This is a genomic window from Paenibacillus sp. FSL H8-0283, assembly GCF_045040675.1.
Lineage (GTDB): Bacteria > Bacillota > Bacilli > Paenibacillales > Paenibacillaceae > Paenibacillus > Paenibacillus amylolyticus.
The window spans coordinates 1,524,280-1,540,817 of sequence record NZ_CP150295.1; the positions used below are offsets into that span (position 1 = coordinate 1,524,280).

Annotated in this window: 14 protein-coding genes; 13 read left to right on the forward strand and 1 reads right to left on the reverse strand. The window is 46.2% G+C overall.

The window, feature by feature from the left end:
* Nucleotides 1-39: 39 nt before the first annotated feature.
* The 4 genes from MHI52_RS06755 to MHI52_RS06770 all read left to right on the forward strand — a co-directional run bounded on the left by MHI52_RS06755 (nt 40) and on the right by MHI52_RS06770 (nt 8,766).
* Nucleotides 40-621 carry a TetR/AcrR family transcriptional regulator gene (locus MHI52_RS06755; RefSeq protein WP_036611349.1) on the forward strand — a complete coding sequence of 194 codons (582 nt, stop codon included), beginning with the start codon at nt 40-42 and terminating at the stop codon, nt 619-621.
* A gap of 206 nt (nt 622-827) precedes the next feature.
* Nucleotides 828-3,110 (forward strand): YhgE/Pip domain-containing protein, encoded by a 2,283-nt coding sequence (locus MHI52_RS06760; RefSeq protein WP_340902709.1) that lies wholly within the window; start codon nt 828-830, stop codon nt 3,108-3,110.
* Nucleotides 3,111-3,781: 671 nt separating this feature from the next.
* The gene (gene gltB, locus MHI52_RS06765; RefSeq protein WP_340902710.1) at nt 3,782-8,380 is read left to right on the forward strand and encodes a glutamate synthase large subunit; all 4,599 of its coding nucleotides are present in this window, start codon (nt 3,782-3,784) and stop codon (nt 8,378-8,380) included.
* A 230-nt stretch (nt 8,381-8,610) separates the two neighbouring features.
* Nucleotides 8,611-8,766: a hypothetical protein gene (locus MHI52_RS06770; protein WP_017690128.1), complete on the forward strand. Its 156-nt coding sequence runs from the start codon at nt 8,611-8,613 to the stop codon at nt 8,764-8,766.
* A gap of 97 nt (nt 8,767-8,863) precedes the next feature.
* Here the strand turns inward: MHI52_RS06770 and MHI52_RS06775 are convergent, their stop codons facing one another.
* Nucleotides 8,864-9,232, reverse strand: coding sequence for a helix-turn-helix domain-containing protein (locus tag MHI52_RS06775; protein WP_047841965.1), 369 nt, complete (start codon nt 9,230-9,232; stop codon nt 8,864-8,866).
* 378 nt (nt 9,233-9,610) lie between these two features.
* Here MHI52_RS06775 and MHI52_RS06780 point away from each other — a divergent pair, with 378 nt between their 5' ends.
* The 9 genes from MHI52_RS06780 to pssE all read left to right on the forward strand — a co-directional run bounded on the left by MHI52_RS06780 (nt 9,611) and on the right by pssE (nt 16,502).
* Complete coding sequence (locus MHI52_RS06780) at nt 9,611-10,015, forward strand: hypothetical protein (protein ID WP_127551237.1); 405 nt, start codon at nt 9,611-9,613, stop codon at nt 10,013-10,015.
* 155 nt (nt 10,016-10,170) lie between these two features.
* Entirely contained in the window at nt 10,171-10,929 is a 759-nt protein-coding gene (locus tag MHI52_RS06785; RefSeq protein WP_036611338.1) for a tyrosine-protein phosphatase, read from the forward strand.
* A 32-nt stretch (nt 10,930-10,961) separates the two neighbouring features.
* Nucleotides 10,962-11,717: a YveK family protein gene (locus MHI52_RS06790; RefSeq protein ID WP_235193748.1), complete on the forward strand. Its 756-nt coding sequence runs from the start codon at nt 10,962-10,964 to the stop codon at nt 11,715-11,717.
* Nucleotides 11,698-12,375 (forward strand): CpsD/CapB family tyrosine-protein kinase, encoded by a 678-nt coding sequence (locus MHI52_RS06795; RefSeq protein WP_340902715.1) that lies wholly within the window; start codon nt 11,698-11,700, stop codon nt 12,373-12,375. The genes MHI52_RS06790 and MHI52_RS06795 overlap by 20 nt, the downstream gene beginning before the upstream one ends.
* A 187-nt stretch (nt 12,376-12,562) precedes the next feature.
* Nucleotides 12,563-13,465 (forward strand): UTP--glucose-1-phosphate uridylyltransferase GalU, encoded by a 903-nt coding sequence (galU, locus tag MHI52_RS06800; protein ID WP_036611572.1) that lies wholly within the window; start codon nt 12,563-12,565, stop codon nt 13,463-13,465.
* Nucleotides 13,462-14,160 carry a sugar transferase gene (locus MHI52_RS06805; RefSeq protein WP_076327309.1) on the forward strand — a complete coding sequence of 233 codons (699 nt, stop codon included), beginning with the start codon at nt 13,462-13,464 and terminating at the stop codon, nt 14,158-14,160. Before galU ends, MHI52_RS06805 begins: the two co-directional genes overlap by 4 nt.
* Before the next feature lie 34 nt (nt 14,161-14,194).
* Nucleotides 14,195-15,571 (forward strand): O-antigen ligase family protein, encoded by a 1,377-nt coding sequence (locus tag MHI52_RS06810; RefSeq protein ID WP_405158716.1) that lies wholly within the window; start codon nt 14,195-14,197, stop codon nt 15,569-15,571.
* Nucleotides 15,568-16,026, forward strand: coding sequence for a PssD/Cps14F family polysaccharide biosynthesis glycosyltransferase (gene pssD / locus MHI52_RS06815; protein WP_036611329.1), 459 nt, complete (start codon nt 15,568-15,570; stop codon nt 16,024-16,026). Before MHI52_RS06810 ends, pssD begins: the two co-directional genes overlap by 4 nt.
* Complete coding sequence (pssE, locus tag MHI52_RS06820; RefSeq protein ID WP_339308831.1) at nt 16,023-16,502, forward strand: PssE/Cps14G family polysaccharide biosynthesis glycosyltransferase; 480 nt, start codon at nt 16,023-16,025, stop codon at nt 16,500-16,502. Before pssD ends, pssE begins: the two co-directional genes overlap by 4 nt.
* Nucleotides 16,503-16,538 lie beyond the last annotated feature (36 nt).

A 16,538-nucleotide genomic window follows, 5' to 3' on the forward strand; every position in this document is an offset into this window, starting at 1 on the left:
GAGCGATTGAACAATGAATGTGATTAAAGGAGGGATTAGATGGCTCCGATTGACAGGAGACAGCAGGTTATTCATGCAGCAGCCCAGTCGTTTGCCATGTTTGGATACAAAGCAACGACGATGGATCAGGTTGCCAAGATTGCGAACGTTGGCAAAGGAACGATCTATACGTTTTTCACCAATAAGGAACAATTGTTTGATCAGATCCTGGTAGAAGTGATTCAGGAAATGAAAAACATCGCGCATCGTGAAGTACATCAGGAAAGTGCATTTTTCGATAATCTGTTTCGGGTACTGGATGCCTTGTTGGAGTTTCGTCGTGATCACGATCTGCTCGTTAAGTTATCTCAGGAGCTGAAGGACTTTGGAACGCTGCAGGCCAAGGAAGGTTTGGACAAGGTGGAGAAAGTAATCTCCGACTTTCTGGCTAAGGAGCTTGAGAAAGCAAAAGACAATGGAGAGATTCGAGATTGTGATCCGCAAGTCGTCGCATTTATGATGATTCGCCTGTATATTGCACTCACCTCAGACTGGAGCAAACAACATCAACCGCTGAGCAAAGAGGAAATCAAGACTTACTTTCGCCTTTTCTTAATGGAAGGAATTGCTGCTGTAACGTAATCCGAATTTAATCTACTATAATATAAGGATTTTCACGCGTATCAAGCAGGGAGGCTTGTCGGAAGACAGGTTGTTTTTTTGTCCTAAAGTGACCGTTTGAGTAAAGTGGTCACTTCGTGTTTCAGTATGTTTTCTGGAATGCGACATTGTATTTCATTATGGTTATTCCTGCTCATGGAGCAGAGAGATTAAGGGGAGAAAATGACATGAAATCTTTATCCGTGTTTTTCAAGGATGTGGGATCGGCCGTGAGAAACCCGAAGGTGTTGATCCCTGTTATTGCAATTATGTTTATACCGATCCTGTATAGTGGCATCTATCTGGCAGCCTATTGGGACCCGTATGGTCATGTGGATGAGATGCCGGTTGCCGTTGTTAATCTGGACAAAGGCGCTGAGCTGGAGGGCAAATCCCTCCATGTAGGTAGTGATCTGGTGGATGAGTTGAAGAAAAATGCCGATTTTAAATGGGATTTTGTCAGTGCCAGTCAAGCTAAAGAAGGCATGAGTAATGACAAATATTATATGCAAATTACGATTCCGGAGAACTTCTCATCCCAAGCAACAACATTGCTCGATGACAAGCCGGAGCCGGCTGATCTGATCTATGAACCGAATGGCAATTACAGCTTTGTCGGTGCACAGATCGGTAAGACCGCTATTAAGGACCTGAAAGCAAAAGTCTCAGCCAAAGTAACGGAATCCTATGCAGAGACATTGCTCGACAAGTTCTCCGAAGTATCGGATGGCTTGGCTGAGGCAGGCGATGGGGCTGGTGAACTGAATACCGGTGCAGGCAAACTGGATGATGGTGCTGTTAAGCTCAAGGATAACCTGGCGAAGCTTGCATCCGGAACGCTTGAACTTCAGGAAGGACTTTCTCCATTAAGCGATGGTGTTAACGCGCTGCATACAGGGGCAACCAAGCTTGAAAGTGGAACATCGAATCTTGTATCCGGTCTGCAACAGCTTCAGGCAGCCGCTTCGAGCCAGCTTCAGAGCGGAGCAGATCAGTTGAAGGATGGCAGCGCCAAGTTGGAAACTGGACTCCAGTCTTCACTGGATGGCACAAGTAAGTTGCAGGCTGGCCTGAAATCTTCAGAACAGGGCAGTGCAAAGCTGTCGGATGGTCTGCAAAGTGCAGTTCAGGGCAGCGGTACACTGGCAACAGGCCTGCAATCGGCTGTAGATGGCAGTTCCAAGGTTGCTGATGGTGCACAGGGCGTAGCCGCCGGATTGAAACAGCTTGCTGCATCGAACCCCGAACTGGCTGAAAATGCGGATGTACAGAAGCTGCTTGCGGCAAGTGAGGCTGTTGCTGACGGCAGTGCACAATTGAATGAGAGCGAGCAGAAGCTGGCACAAGGTGCAGATCAGCTGCATCAGGGTAACCAGCAACTGGCTGCGGGTGCAGCCGAGCTTCATGGAGGTCAGGAGCAACTTCTGGCTGGTGCGAACCAACTGGTGGATGGTCAGAAGCAATTGCTGGCTGGTGCAGGGCAGCTCAGTCAAGGAGGCGCTAAGCTATCCGATGGCCTGAAGCAGTTCAGCGGCAAATTGGGTGATGCTGCAAGTGGCGGTACATTGCTTGCAGATGGTGCCAAGCAGCTGGGCTCAGGAACAACAGCTTTGCAAACGGGTGTAGGTAAACTAAGTGGCGGCGTTAATTCACTAACCGATGGTTCCAAGCAATTGGGTGATGGTGCGGGCAAACTGGCTGACGGCCTTACTGAGCTAAAAGATGGCTCGAGTGAACTGGCAACCAAGCTGAATGATGCCGCTCAGAAAACATCCGAAGTTAAGAAAACGGATGACGTAGTAAACATGTTTGCTGAACCTGTGAACTCCTCGGAGAATACAGCAGAGAACGTGAGCAATTATGGTACAGGATTGACACCGTTCTTCCTGTCGATCGGTCTGTTTGTGGGATCGTTGATTTCCACGATTGTATTGAAAATGCGGGAAACGTCCGTACCTGGTGCAACAGGCTGGAATCGTTTTGTCAGCCGGACACTGGTATTTGGGTCCGTAAGTATTTTCCAATCAGTTATCGTGGCAAGTTTCATGTTATATGGTCTTGGACTGGAGACGCACAGCGTAGGGCTGTTCTACCTGTTTACCATTATTACGGGGCTGACCTTCATGTTGATTGTTCAGGCACTTGTAACCTGGCTGGATCTGCCTGGACGTTATGTTGTCATTCTGCTGCTGGTCTTCCAGCTTGCGGCTAGTGCAGGAACCTTCCCGGTAGAACTGATTCCATCATGGCTTCAGGCATTTAGCCCTTGGTTGCCAATGACACACAGCATTATGGGCTTCAAAGCCGTGGTATCGAGTGGTAATCTGGATGTGATGTGGCATCAGGCAGGTATTCTTAGCATCTATGCAGGTGTATCCATTCTGCTGACGCTTGCTTACTTCCTCTGGAATGGCAGACGTCCGAAAAAAGAAGTCGAACAGGCTGATTCTGGTCAAGTTGTGACGGCATAAGTCGAACCTGATCTTCAGCAGGGTCATATTTTTGAAAAAAACTTTATTTTCTTGTAGTGAAATTATGCAATATAGTAGTCAAATAGTGCAAATAGCCTGTGACCCCAAATAGGGGTTGCAGGCTATTTTGTATACAAATGCATAGAGAAGTAAAGTTTCGCTGGCTTAAGCAGTGAAAATTTGGTGGAATTATGGATAAACGTAGGCGGCACATGGAACGATTTTCTTCTGTCAGCAATTTAATTCAGTTGTACTCTGGCTTAAAAAGTGTATAATTATTCGAAAAAGATATGAATTTAAACGTCACTACTGTAAAGCTGTACTGCAAAACATTTCTTATCAGAGGTATTAAAAAGTTTAAATTGCGCTGATGTTAGGTCGGTGTTAAAATAATAGAACTATATCAAAAAAACGTCGCTCCATTTCAGTAGCCGTGCCAGCGGCTGCGTGTTGATTTATACAGGCTGTTTGCCGGATCGTCCGGATCAGCTCATCTCATTTAATGGCTTCTGCCCAATAGCAGGCATTATTTTTGACAGTCTCATGCTGTCACCTCTTCTATCTAGCAGGCTCTATCGCAAGCGAAAGGCCAGCTCCTCCCGTTTCATTGTTGCCTGTTGCCTATGTTCTTGATCTTTCCGAAATACTTCATTATAGAAAGGTTGCGTTCCATGAGACACATCGGATTACCTCCAAAACAGGGTCTGTATGACCCGCAGTTCGAAAAAGACGCATGCGGAATGGGTTTTGTTGCCAACATCAAAGGAGTACCTTCACACGATATCGTTAGTCAGGCACTGACCATGCTCAGTAACATGGAGCACCGTGGAGGACAGGGAAGTGAACCGAATTCTGGTGACGGAGCAGGTATCCTGATTCAGATTCCACATCGCTTTTTTGCAGAGGAAGCGAAACGCCTTGGTTTTGCATTGCCTGAACAGGGATTCTATGGCGTAGGGATGTTGTTCCTTTCCCAGGACCCTGCCATTCGCAGTGCGCATGAAGAGAGCCTTAAGAAGATTATTGAAGAAGAAGGTCAGACGTTCCTGGGTTTCCGGGATGTTCCTACTTTTGATGAAATGCTTGGCCGTTCTGCACTTGCAGCGAAACCTTATGTACGTCAGGTGTTCATTGGAAGATCCGCAGATGTGAAGGATGAGCTTGGATTCGAGCGTAAGCTGTATGTTATTCGCAGACGTGCTGAACTGGCTATTCGTTATTCGGCAGATGAAGCAGAAGGTGGTTCGTTCTACCTTCCGAGCATGTCTTGTCGCAAAATTGTATATAAAGGCATGCTGACAACTGAACAAGTTGGCGGGTTCTATCTGGATCTGCAGGAAGAACTCGTGGAATCGGCCATTGGACTTGTGCATTCCCGTTTCAGTACCAACACCTTCCCCAGCTGGGAACGTGCCCACCCGTATCGTTTCATGATCCACAACGGTGAGATCAACACGATGCGTGGTAACGTGAACTGGATGCATGCACGGCAATCCTTGTTCGAGAGCGAGTTGTTTGGTAACGACATCGCGAAAGTAAAACCGGTTATCAATCCGGACGGTTCGGATACAGCCATGTTTGATAACACGCTGGAGTTCCTGTATCTGAGTGGTCGTTCCCTGCCACACGTGGCGATGATGATGGTTCCTGAACCTTGGAGCACAGATGAGGACATGGACCCTGCCAAAAAAGCATTTTATGAATATCACAGCACGATGATGGAGCCTTGGGATGGACCAGCAGCAATGGCCTTTACAGATGGTTTGCAAATTGGTGCAACACTTGACCGTAATGGATTGCGTCCAGCTCGTTATTATGTAACCAAGGATGACCGTATTATCCTGTCCTCCGAAGTTGGGGTACTTGATATTGCGCCGGAAGAGATCCTGTACAAAGATCGTCTGCGTCCAGGTCGGATGTTGCTTGTGGATACACAAGAAGGCCGCATCATCGCGGATGAGGAAGTAAAAGCAATCATTGCAGCCGAGAATCCGTATCAGGATTGGCTTGATGAGCATTTGATGGATCTGAGCGAGTTGCCGGACGCACCGGAACTTCCTGATCCAAAACATGATAACGTGACCCAGCTTCAGCTCGCTTATGGTTATACATTTGAAGAACTACGTAAAATCCTGGAGCCGATGGCAACAACAGGTATGGAAGCTACGGGTTCGATGGGGTATGATGCACCGCTGGCTGTGCTGTCCGATCGTCCGCAGCGTCTGTACAACTACTTTAAACAGATGTTCGCCCAGGTAACCAACCCGCCAATCGATGCAATCCGTGAAGAGATTGTAACGTCTACGGCAACAACCATTGGTCCTGAGCGCAACTTGCTGAACCCTGAACCGGAGAGTTGTCGCCAGATCCGTCTGGATACACCGGTATTGTCTAATGAAGACTTTGCGAAGATTCGCCATGTGCGTCGCCCAGGCTTCCGCTCCATGACGATTCCAATCTTCTTCACCGCTGCGGAAGGGGCAGAAGGACTTCGCAAAGCTATGGATTTGCTCTTCGAAGCTGCAGATCGTGTTATCGACAAAGGTCATAACATTCTGATCCTGTCTGACCGCGGTGTGGACGCAGAGAATGCTGCCATTCCTGCATTGCTTGCTGTAGCAGGTCTGCATCACCATCTGATTCGCCAGGGAACCAGAACCAAAGTCAGCATTATGCTTGAATCGGCAGAACCGCGTGATATTCACCACTACGCGTTGCTGCTGGGTTACGGTGTAAGTGCGGTGAATCCTTATCTGGCCTTTGAAACGCTGGATGACATGATTCAGCAAGGGTTGTTGCGTGGTATCTCGCATGAGAAAGCAGTGAAAAACTACATTAAAGCAGCTACCAAAGGCGTTACTAAAGTATTGTCCAAAATGGGGATTTCTACGATTCAATCGTATCGTGGAGCTCAAATCTTCGAAGCGGTAGGTCTGAAATCAGATTTCGTTGACCGTTACTTTACCTGGACACCTTCCCGTATCGGTGGAATTGGGTTGGAAGAAGTGGCAGCCGAAGCGTTGACACATCATAACCGTGCCTTTACGGAAAAAGACGGTAACGATAAAGTATTGGATTCCGGTGGGGATTATCAATGGCGTAACGACGGAGAAGAGCATCTGTTCAATCCGCAAACCATTCATACCCTGCAACATGCAGTACGCACTGGGGATTACAAGCTGTATAAAAAATATTCCAAGCTCGTGCAAGGTGAGAATGATCAATTGTTGACCATTCGCTCCATGCTGAAGCTGAAACCGGTGGGAGCTTCCATTCCACTCGAAGAAGTTGAATCCGTAGAAGATATCATGCGTCGTTTCAAAACAGGTGCAATGTCCTTTGGTTCGATCAGTAAAGAAGCGCATGAAGATCTTGCCATCGCTATGAACCGTGTTGGAGGTAAATCCAATACCGGTGAAGGTGGAGAAGATCCGGCTCGCTTCATTAAAGATAGCAACGGGGATTCCCGTCGCAGTGCGATTAAACAGGTAGCATCCGGACGTTTTGGTGTTACATCCAACTATTTGGTTAATGCCGATGAGATTCAGATTAAAATGGCACAGGGAGCTAAACCAGGTGAAGGCGGACAGCTGCCAGGACGTAAAGTGTATCCTTGGGTTGCTGAAGTTCGTGGATCTACACCGGGTGTAGGTCTGATCTCGCCACCACCGCATCACGATATCTACTCGATCGAAGATCTGGCAGAGTTGATCTATGACTTGAAAAATGCCAATCCGCGTGCTGAGATTAACGTGAAGCTTGTATCGGAAGTGGGCGTAGGTACCATCGCAGCTGGTGTAGCCAAAGGGCGTGCCGACATTATCCTCGTCAGCGGTTATGACGGTGGTACAGGTGCATCACCGCAAGGTTCGATTCGCCACGCAGGTATGCCTTGGGAACTAGGTCTTGCAGAGACACATCAAACGTTGATGTTGAACAATCTGCGTGACCGTGTCGTCCTCGAAACAGATGGCAAAATGCTTAACGGCCGTGACCTGGCGATTGCTGCCTTGCTTGGAGCAGAAGAGTATGGATTCTCTACGGCACCGCTCGTTGCACTTGGCTGTATCATGATGCGTGTCTGTCAGATGGATACCTGTCCGGTTGGTGTAGCGACACAGAATCCGGAATTGCGTAAAAATTATATGGGTGATCCAGCTCATGTGGTTAACTTCATGCGATTTGTTGCTGAAGATGTGCGTGAGATCATGGCTGATCTTGGTTTCCGTACTATTCAGGAGATGGTCGGGCGTACAGATTGCCTCGAAACGGTAGAAGCCGTAGATCACTGGAAGAAAAAAGGTGTGGATCTGTCTGTATTGTTGCACGTGCCTGAAATGCCGGAAGGCTCTGCACGTTACCGTACACAGCATCAGAATCACCAATTGGAAGAAACGCTGGATATGCAACAATTGTTGCCACTGGCACAGTCTGCTATTGAATCCGGTCAACCGGTTGAAGCGGTGCTTCCAATTACAAACGTTAACCGTGCAGTAGGTACCATTTTGGGTAGTGAGATCACACGCAAATATGGACTCGCAGGATTGCCTGAAGATACGGTTAAATTCAAATTTGTCGGCTCTGCCGGACAAAGCTTTGGGGCCTTTGTACCTAAAGGTATGACCTTGACCGTTGAAGGGGATTCCAATGACTACGTAGGTAAAGGACTGTCCGGAGGTAAACTGATCGTGATGCCTTCTCCGAAAGCAACGTTTGAGGCGGAAGATAACATCATTATCGGTAACACGGCTCTCTACGGAGCAACAAGCGGCGAAGCGTATATCCGTGGTATTGCGGGTGAGCGATTTGCTGTACGTAACTCGGGCGCCAAAGTAGTTGTTGAAGGTGTAGGCGACCATGGTTGTGAGTATATGACAGGTGGACGTGTCGTTGTACTGGGCGATACAGGTCGTAACTTTGCAGCAGGGATGTCCGGAGGTATTGCCTATGTGTATGATCCGGAAGGAACATTCCTGAAACGTTGTAATCTGGAAATGGTTCTTTTGGAGCGTATCGAAGATGTGGCCGAAAGTGCAGATCTGCGAGGCATGATTCAACGTCATGTTGCCAACACAGGAAGTGCTGTCGGTCAGCGCGTTCTGGATAACTGGCAAGATGCGCTGAATCAGTTCGTTCGGGTTATTCCGAAGGACTTCAAACGTATGACAGAACAGATCGAACGGATTCAGGCAACAGGTTTGACTGGAGAAGCAGCGCTGCTTGCAGCGTTTGAAGCGAATATGCGTGAACTTGCACGTGCTGGAGGTTAATAACTTCCTTGTTCCAAGGTGGAAGTGCATGAACAGGTTGTATTAAGAATAATAGGAGCAATATGGTTGCCATTCCGGCATCATATTGCTCCTATTTTGCTTTCGACAAAATTAGAACCCCATCAAAAAACGTTATCGCCATGAGACGACAACATCGAGGAACTTTCTCAAGTATAATAAGGCTAGTTTTGGAGGGCAGGGAAAGTATAAAGATAAGAGAGGTTAGCGGAATGAATATGAAGCATCCAAACAGGGACGATCGTAGGCCGACAGGTAAACAAGTCGAAGCAACCCAGATGGACATCATGAAGGTGTTACTGCAATGCGGAATCGACCCGGAGCGTTGGAACCATTTCGTATCCTCCGTCAACAACAAGCGTCCTTGACACAATAGACAAGCATGGAATGAAAGGGAATTAAGTCACAAAAAAAGCCCAGAAGCCAGAGATGTTATCTCTCGGGAACTGGGTCCTCTTTTCGGGTTTAGTCCATACTGCGTTCCATTCGGACAAACGCAATAAAACGACGTGCTTCTTCTTCTGTTAAGGACTTCCCATCAATCATCAGATCGAAGCGTTCCAACACTTCCTTATCCGACAACTCCAAGGTATCAACGAATTCACGTACGTCTTCATCCATCACAACATCGCTTTGCTTTGTACGTCCTATAAGATAATCGATAGACACATCAAAGATGTCAGCAAGTCTCGTTAACACTTCGAAATCCGGTTTACGTCGATTCTTCTCGTAGTGGGAGAGAGCAGCTCTTGTAATATGAATGGAGCTCGCAAGTTCTTCTTGAGTAAGTCCCCGCTGTTCCCGTAATTCCGCAATGCGATTTCCGTAGCTCATAAGCTATTTCCCCCTGAACGACATCAAATATATATTGAAACAATCCTGAGCCAAGTGTTTGATCAGGGCAGCTTTCCTGCAAAAGAGTAACTCCTCATGTGTTTCCTTTAACCCATTTCAATTTGTAAATAGGTCTGTCTAAGGACATCTCAAATTGTCGTAAATCAAAAGAACCATGTCCAAATACCGCTTGACATGATACGTATTGTATCGTAAATTGGACGTATGGAGTTACAAAATGTATCATTTGGAATATTTTAAGTATCTCCTTGTTGCCTGGACCATATACCTGTGAGAAGGAAGTGGAGGCAGTCCATGTAGGCTAATCCATTCTAAAGGAATGAAACCATGTATTCAATAATTCAGGAATGGGCTGATATGAAATTAAATGTCCATATGTACATTCAGGAGTTTCACGGGAAAATGGTAGACCGCAAAAGACGCCCTGTTCTGTTACTTGGAATGGACACTCAAGCAATCACCTTCCTGAGCGACCTGAACTTGCCGGTATCATCAGAAATGCTCATTGGTTTGGATGTTGAAGATCAACATGTATGTGTACGACTTCACGCAAGGTTGCAGTGGAAACAGCCCTTCGGAGAGCTCACAATGTATCATTCAAACTTGCATATTCAGCACGAACAGAAACTATATATAACTGGACAGTTAAACACAATGCTTACTGAAGTTCAGTTTCCCGCGGTTTCCCGTTTTCAGTATGAAAAGGCAACAGAACAAAAGGCTCTGCAGGAACCCTATCATTACATTGATTTCACCATATAATTCCAAGTCGATTCTTAACATTTTCTGAACAAAACATGTACTTAACGCCATTTTACTATATTTCATAGCGTTATGCATTAGTTCTTTAACACCAAAAGCATTTGCGCAATGAATAAAGGGGCGAGGGGGCTCATACTATTTCAGGAAGTTTGGATATGGTTGAAATGCACTGCCACATATTATCCGGCCTAGATGATGGTCCTGTTCGAATGGAGCAGTCCGTTGCGATGGCTGAGAAGGCGGCAGCCTCAGGAATTACCTCCATTATTGCTACTCCGCATCACCTGAACGGGCAATACAACAATGAACCGATGGTGGTCAATCAGGCCGTGAACCTGCTCCATGCAGAACTTCGCAAACGTAACATTCGCCTGGAGATCCGTCCCGGACAGGAGATCAGGGTGCATGACAACCTGATTGGAGACTTATATGCAGGAAAGTGCTGCACACTCGCCGGAAGTCGTTACATGTTGCTGGAACTGCCCTTTGGTCATATTCCCTCACAGTTCCCCAGGATACTGCATGAATTACGAATAGCGGGAATTACCCCTATTATTGCTCATCCGGAACGCAATCGTGTCATTTTGAAGAAGCCAAAGTTGTTGGCTGATTACTTGAGTCAAGGCGGACTATGTCAGCTCACAGCTCAATCTTTCACTGGGCTTTTCGGACGGAAAGTTCGGCAGTGGTGTTTTCATTTTTGCAAAGAAAACGGGTTTCATTTCATTTCATCAGATGCACATGATACGTGCAAAAGGACATTTGCCATAAGTGAAGGAGAGCGGGCCATCGAGCGTCGGTTTGGAGCTGAAGCCGTTAAGCGGCTGGCAGAGAATGCGTCGCACATTCTATCGAATTCGTGTCTGGTCACAGAACGCTGGAAACCTCGCAAATGGCTACTGTCCATCTGGTAGTTACATAGGATAGATCACAACGTATAGGAGGAATGAAAGTGGAACTGAAAGGATATTTTCGACTCTTACAAAAGAAACTGTGGTTGATTGTTGCAATTGCTTTGATAGCCGGTGTGGGTGCAGGGGTCAAAAGCATTTTCTTCACCCAGCCCATCTATGAGGCAAGTTCCAAACTGATCGTGAACCAGACCTCTAACGTTCAAGGCCAGGCGATGATGGACTTCAGCATGATCCAAACCAATATCAAACTTATTAACTCATACAGAGAAATTATTAAATCTTCCGCCATTATGGATAAAGTCGCTACCACGTATCCGGACCTAGGCTTAACCTCTGCTCAGCTCATGAATAGCACCTCCGTCTCTACAGCCAGCGAATCCCAAGTGATGAGCATAACTGTACAAGGGACTACCTACGAAAAAGCCGCAAAAACGGTCAATGCCATCTCCAACGTGTTCCAATCTCAAATCCCCCTAATCATGAAAATCGATAATGTGGCTATCCTCAGTGAAGCAAAAGTGGATAGTAATGCATCTCCAATCAATATGAAAACCACATTAAGCATCATTGTCAGTCTGTTCGCAGGTCTTGTGCTCGCGATTGCACTCGTATTCCTGATGGATTATCTGGATGACACATTCAAATCCGAAACTGAGCTTGAAAAAGAGCTGGGCCTACCTGTGCTTACCGTGATATCCAAAATGAAAAAAGACGATCTGAAAAATACGAAAAATTACGTATCTCAACAGAAAGTGGGGGATGGCAAATATGTCGCGGCTAACCAATGAAAATAACAGTCTGGTGACCTATTTTAACTCCAAATCTCAGATCTCGGAGGGATACCGTAAATTACGGACGAACATCCAGTTCTCCTCAATCGACAGTCATATCAAAAAAATCATGGTGGCTTCCGCTGAATCCGGCGAAGGCAAGACCACAACCATTAGCAACCTGGCGGTAACCTATGCCCAGGAAGGCAAAAAAGTTCTGCTGATCGATGCGGATCTGCGTAATCCTTCTTTGCACCAGGTGTTTTCTGTACCGAATCATATCGGTCTTAGTAGTGTGCTGTCTAATCAGTACAGTGTGGAAGACGTGCTTAGAGAGAGTTACATCGACAATCTCCAATTGTTCACTTCTGGCCCAATTCCGCCGAACCCTTCCGAGATGATTGGTTCCAACCGGATGAAAAGGCTGATCGATAAGTTAGAGGATCAATATGATGTCATCATGTTTGATACACCGCCGGTGCTCGCGGTAACGGATGCACTCATTGTGAGTTCGCTGTGTGATGGTGTGTTGCTGGTCGTGAACTCGGGCAAGGTCAAGAAGGAACTGGTGAAGAAGACCAAGGCTGCTCTGGAGCATGTGAATGCACGAATCCTGGGCGCAATCCTGAACAATATCAAAAACGCTGCAGTTCCGGTGGGCTACGGAGAGAAGTAAACCTTCCATCCAATGCTCCCAAGTAAACAGGTAATGTCTACTGCACCTTTATCACCGTAGGCACTCGGTCATGCTGTGGGTTCAATGAACCTTAGACGTTAATCGTCGAAGGTATGACGTGAGGACGGGTTAGATGCCCTGGTTCAACTTTTATCAAACTAAAAAAAAAGAGGATAGGGTGGTATTTATGAAAAAAGTGAGAAAAGCAATCATTCCTGCAGCTGGACTAGGTACACGATTTTTGCCAGCCACAAAAGCGATGCCCAAAGAAATGCTCCCTATTGTGGACAAACCAACCATACAGTATATCGTTGAGGAAGCCATTGCCTCTGGAATTGAAGACATCATCATCGTAACGGGTAAAGGGAAGCGGGCAATTGAAGATCATTTCGACAACGCTTTTGAATTGGAACATAACTTGCTGGAAAAAGGGAAGCTGGGCCTGCTTGAAGAGGTTCGCAAATCCTCTAACGTGGATATCCACTACATAAGACAAAAAGAGGCCAAAGGACTTGGTCATGCTGTCTGGTGTGCACGTAACTTTATCGGTGACGAACCTTTTGCCGTGTTGCTCGGAGATGACATCGTCGTATCGGAAGTTCCATGCACCAAACAATTGATTGATCAATATGATCAGGTTCAACATTCCATTGTTGGCGTACAAACCGTACTGGCTGAACAAACAGACAGATACGGCATTGTGGACCCGCTTCAATCGGATGGCCGTTTGACAGAGGTTCTCAGGTTCGTAGAGAAACCTGCCCAAGGCACAGCGCCTTCCAACCTGGCGATTATGGGGAGATACGTACTGAGTCCAGAGATTTTCGAACATCTGGAGCAACAAGAGATTGGTCAAGGGGGAGAAATTCAATTAACAGATGCGATTCAGCGCTTAAATGAGACACAAGGAGTGTATGCTTACGATTTCGAGGGAGTACGTTATGACGTGGGCGAGAAACTGGGATTCATTTTGACAACCATCGACTTCGCTCTGCAAAAACAGGAACTTAGAATTCCAATGCTGCAAGCTCTGCAACAGATTCTGGAAAAAGAGTCGGTAGAACATGTAGCCGGGGGGGAGTTTGAATGAGTCCATCTCCCCAATCGAAGGAAGCGGAGATTGTTATGGACCCAAGTCTGGGGTACAATGCATCAACGATGTCAGGACAAAATGCGGATAAAGTGTATCTATTTATGAAAAGAATGCTCGATTTGCTGGGTTCTTTCATAGGTTTGATCATTTTGTGCCCCTTGTTTGCGGTCATCGGATTACTAATCAAAATAGAGGCCCCGCAGGGGTCTGTTTTTTTTCGTCAGGTACGAGTAGGACAGAATGGGAAAGAGTTTCATATGTACAAATTCAGGTCGATGGTTGCGAATGCAGAAGATCTGCTGGAACAGCTGATTGATCAGAATGAAGTGAACGGGAATATGTTCAAAATGAAAAATGATCCCCGCATTACCCGGATTGGCAAGTTCATTCGGAAAACCAGTCTGGATGAGCTGCCACAGTTGTGGAACGTGTTCAGAGGAGAGATGAGTCTCGTTGGACCCAGACCGGCTCTGCCCCGAGAAGTGCAGAACTACACTTCCTATGACAGACAACGTCTTCAGATGATCCCGGGATGTACGGGATTATGGCAAGTCAGCGGTCGAAATAGTGTTGGTTTTGAGGAAATGGTGGAGCTGGATCTGACGTATGCCCGTGAGCGCAGCATGATGGTGGATATCAAAATTATCTTCAGAACGTTCAAGGTGCTGGTAGGTTCGAAGGATGCGTTTTGAAACACGATTCTGGCTTTGAGGTGGCATAGTAGATATGCAAAAGACCGGTATACTTGCTGCATTAAATATGAAGTCGTTTAATATCATTCTTTTTTCGCTGGTAATTGTCTTCGCAGCAATCTATCTTCCGCTAGTCTCGGTTGTTGCACTCATAGCTGTGATTCTGCTGGGCGTTTATATTAAACAGCCCAGCTGGATTTTTATGATTCTCATCGTAAGTTTTTCATTGTCCATTGATAAAATATTTAACATTCATCTGGCAGGACTGGATTCGCTGTCCTTCTACAAGCTGGCGATTCTGGGTTTTGTCGTCTCTCTTTTTCTACGCTTTGGTATTCGCAAAGAGTTGATATATCCTGCACTGGCGATTGGTTTTTTATTTGTGGAGAGTTATTTTCTATCTGATCTGCCCAGTAAGGTTAGTCCGCTCGATCCATTCAAGGCATTTCTGGGAGTCATTGTTCCTTTTTTGTTGCTGATGCCCCATTTTTCAAGAGAGATCAGTCAACGAATTATACGTGTACTCGCATGGTTGCCGCTGTTCAGTCTTGCTGGTGGTTATATTCTGCAACTCGCCGGCATATTGTCCATTACTAACCTGGAGATGTCGGGTGTAACCCGGTTACAGGGAGCTAACATCGCCGCGCATCTGGCCATGTTGTGTTTTATCTCCATCTGCGTCTGTCTGATTCAGATCAAGCAAGGGCATCAGGTTGTTCTGTATTACATGCTTACCTTGACACATCTGATCATTCTGGTCCAGACGGGAACAAGGGGGCCGCTTATTGCGCTTATTCCGATTATTCTGGTCTACCTCTTTGATCAACTGAAAGCCTTCATCAAAGGCAGAGTCAGTGCCATTATTCCTCTTATTCTGTTCGTTGTCGCTGTGGCCTATATGGTGATTGCGCAATGGGACAATTATGAGATGAGGTCAGAGAGCAAAGGCTTGTCGGGAAGGGATGTAGCCTGGAATTATTTTATTGGCAAAGCAAATGAGTATCCGATATTTGGACGTGGACTCGGCTCAACTCTCGTAGCGAATGATGGAAGTATTTTTTCCGGCTTCGTTGTTCCGCATAATGAATACATTCGTTTTTATTACGATGGCGGGTTAGTTGGAGCCATCCTGTTGTTTCTATCGCTGCTGCTGGTGTTTCGGGCTGTTTACTTCCGATTGGGCGGCATGATCCGGTTGTATTTTGCTGGTATGATTATCGGTTTCCTGACCTATTCCTTTTTTGACAATACCCTGTCCACGGTTCATCTGATTGCTCCATTCTGTATCTTCCTGAACGCGTTATATGCTACGGGAAATGGAGTCCATTCCAAGTCAGGGGCTGAAGCAGAAGTGGATATACAGATACAGCGAGCCAAGGACGTATCCTTTTCAAAGGAGATTAGAACATGAAGGTCTGTTTGATCAGTTCTACTGGCGGTCATTTTGATGAATTAACCAAAATTATTCCTGCGGTTGAAGAACATGATTATTTCTTGATTACCGAGAAAAATAAAAGCAGAAAAGTAGATTCGGCACAGGGCAAAGTATATTTCTTGATGCAGCAAGAGCGGAAAAATGCGATGTTCTTGCTAATCTTTGTGGCTAATATTATAAAATCATTCTTTCTATATCTGCGTGAGCGTCCAAAGGTGATCATTACAACAGGGGCGGGAGCCACATACCCTTTTTGCCTCATCGGTAAAATCTTCGGTGCCAAGCTGATTTATATCGAAAGTTATGCCAAAATCTATTCCTCCAGCGCAACCGGGAGATTGATGTACAAAATCTCGGATGAGTTCTTCATCCAATGGGAAACGTTGCAGGATAGCTATCCCAATGCGAAATACAGGGGGGCTTTATTTTGATATTTGCTATCGTTGGAACCCAGCGTTTTCCCTTCAATCGGATGTTTGAGCTTATTGATGAGGCGATTGAGGCAGGAATTATTGAAGAAGAGGTTATTGCCCAATCTGGATATACCGAATATCAGCCGCGAAATTTCACTGTGATTCCTTTCCTCACGCAGGAAGAGATGGATGAATATGTGGAGCGCAGCAGATGCATTATTTCTCATGCGGGTGTTGGCTCCATTACAAATTGTCTTGAACGTGGCAAGCCGGTTATTGTCATTCCACGCCGGAAAGAATGGGGCGAACATGTGGATGACCATCAGCTTGAGATCTCCAAGGTTTTTCAGGATAACGGCTATGTGGCCGTCGCGGAGAGTCAGGCTGAATTGCAAAACTTGGTTCCTTGCATAGAGGAGCTGACGTTCCAGCCCTATGTAAGAAAACAGTCTGATCTGATCTCATCCATTAAAAATTACGTGAATAGTCTGTAAGTGGTCTGAAGATTAACCATGAAAAAAGGAGTCTAT

Coding starts and splice junctions, on each gene's coding strand:
- MHI52_RS06755 (WP_036611349.1), top strand. CDS start 40: ATGGCTCCGATTGACAGGAGACAGCAGGTTATTCATGCAGCAGCCCAG.
- MHI52_RS06760 (WP_340902709.1), top strand. CDS start 828: ATGAAATCTTTATCCGTGTTTTTCAAGGATGTGGGATCGGCCGTGAGA.
- gltB (WP_340902710.1), top strand. CDS start 3,782: ATGAGACACATCGGATTACCTCCAAAACAGGGTCTGTATGACCCGCAG.
- MHI52_RS06770 (WP_017690128.1), top strand. CDS start 8,611: ATGAATATGAAGCATCCAAACAGGGACGATCGTAGGCCGACAGGTAAA.
- MHI52_RS06775 (WP_047841965.1), bottom strand. CDS start 9,232: ATGAGCTACGGAAATCGCATTGCGGAATTACGGGAACAGCGGGGACTT.
- MHI52_RS06780 (WP_127551237.1), top strand. CDS start 9,611: ATGAAATTAAATGTCCATATGTACATTCAGGAGTTTCACGGGAAAATG.
- MHI52_RS06785 (WP_036611338.1), top strand. CDS start 10,171: ATGGTTGAAATGCACTGCCACATATTATCCGGCCTAGATGATGGTCCT.
- MHI52_RS06790 (WP_235193748.1), top strand. CDS start 10,962: ATGAAAGTGGAACTGAAAGGATATTTTCGACTCTTACAAAAGAAACTG.
- MHI52_RS06795 (WP_340902715.1), top strand. CDS start 11,698: ATGTCGCGGCTAACCAATGAAAATAACAGTCTGGTGACCTATTTTAAC.
- galU (WP_036611572.1), top strand. CDS start 12,563: ATGAAAAAAGTGAGAAAAGCAATCATTCCTGCAGCTGGACTAGGTACA.
- MHI52_RS06805 (WP_076327309.1), top strand. CDS start 13,462: ATGAGTCCATCTCCCCAATCGAAGGAAGCGGAGATTGTTATGGACCCA.
- MHI52_RS06810 (WP_405158716.1), top strand. CDS start 14,195: ATGCAAAAGACCGGTATACTTGCTGCATTAAATATGAAGTCGTTTAAT.
- pssD (WP_036611329.1), top strand. CDS start 15,568: ATGAAGGTCTGTTTGATCAGTTCTACTGGCGGTCATTTTGATGAATTA.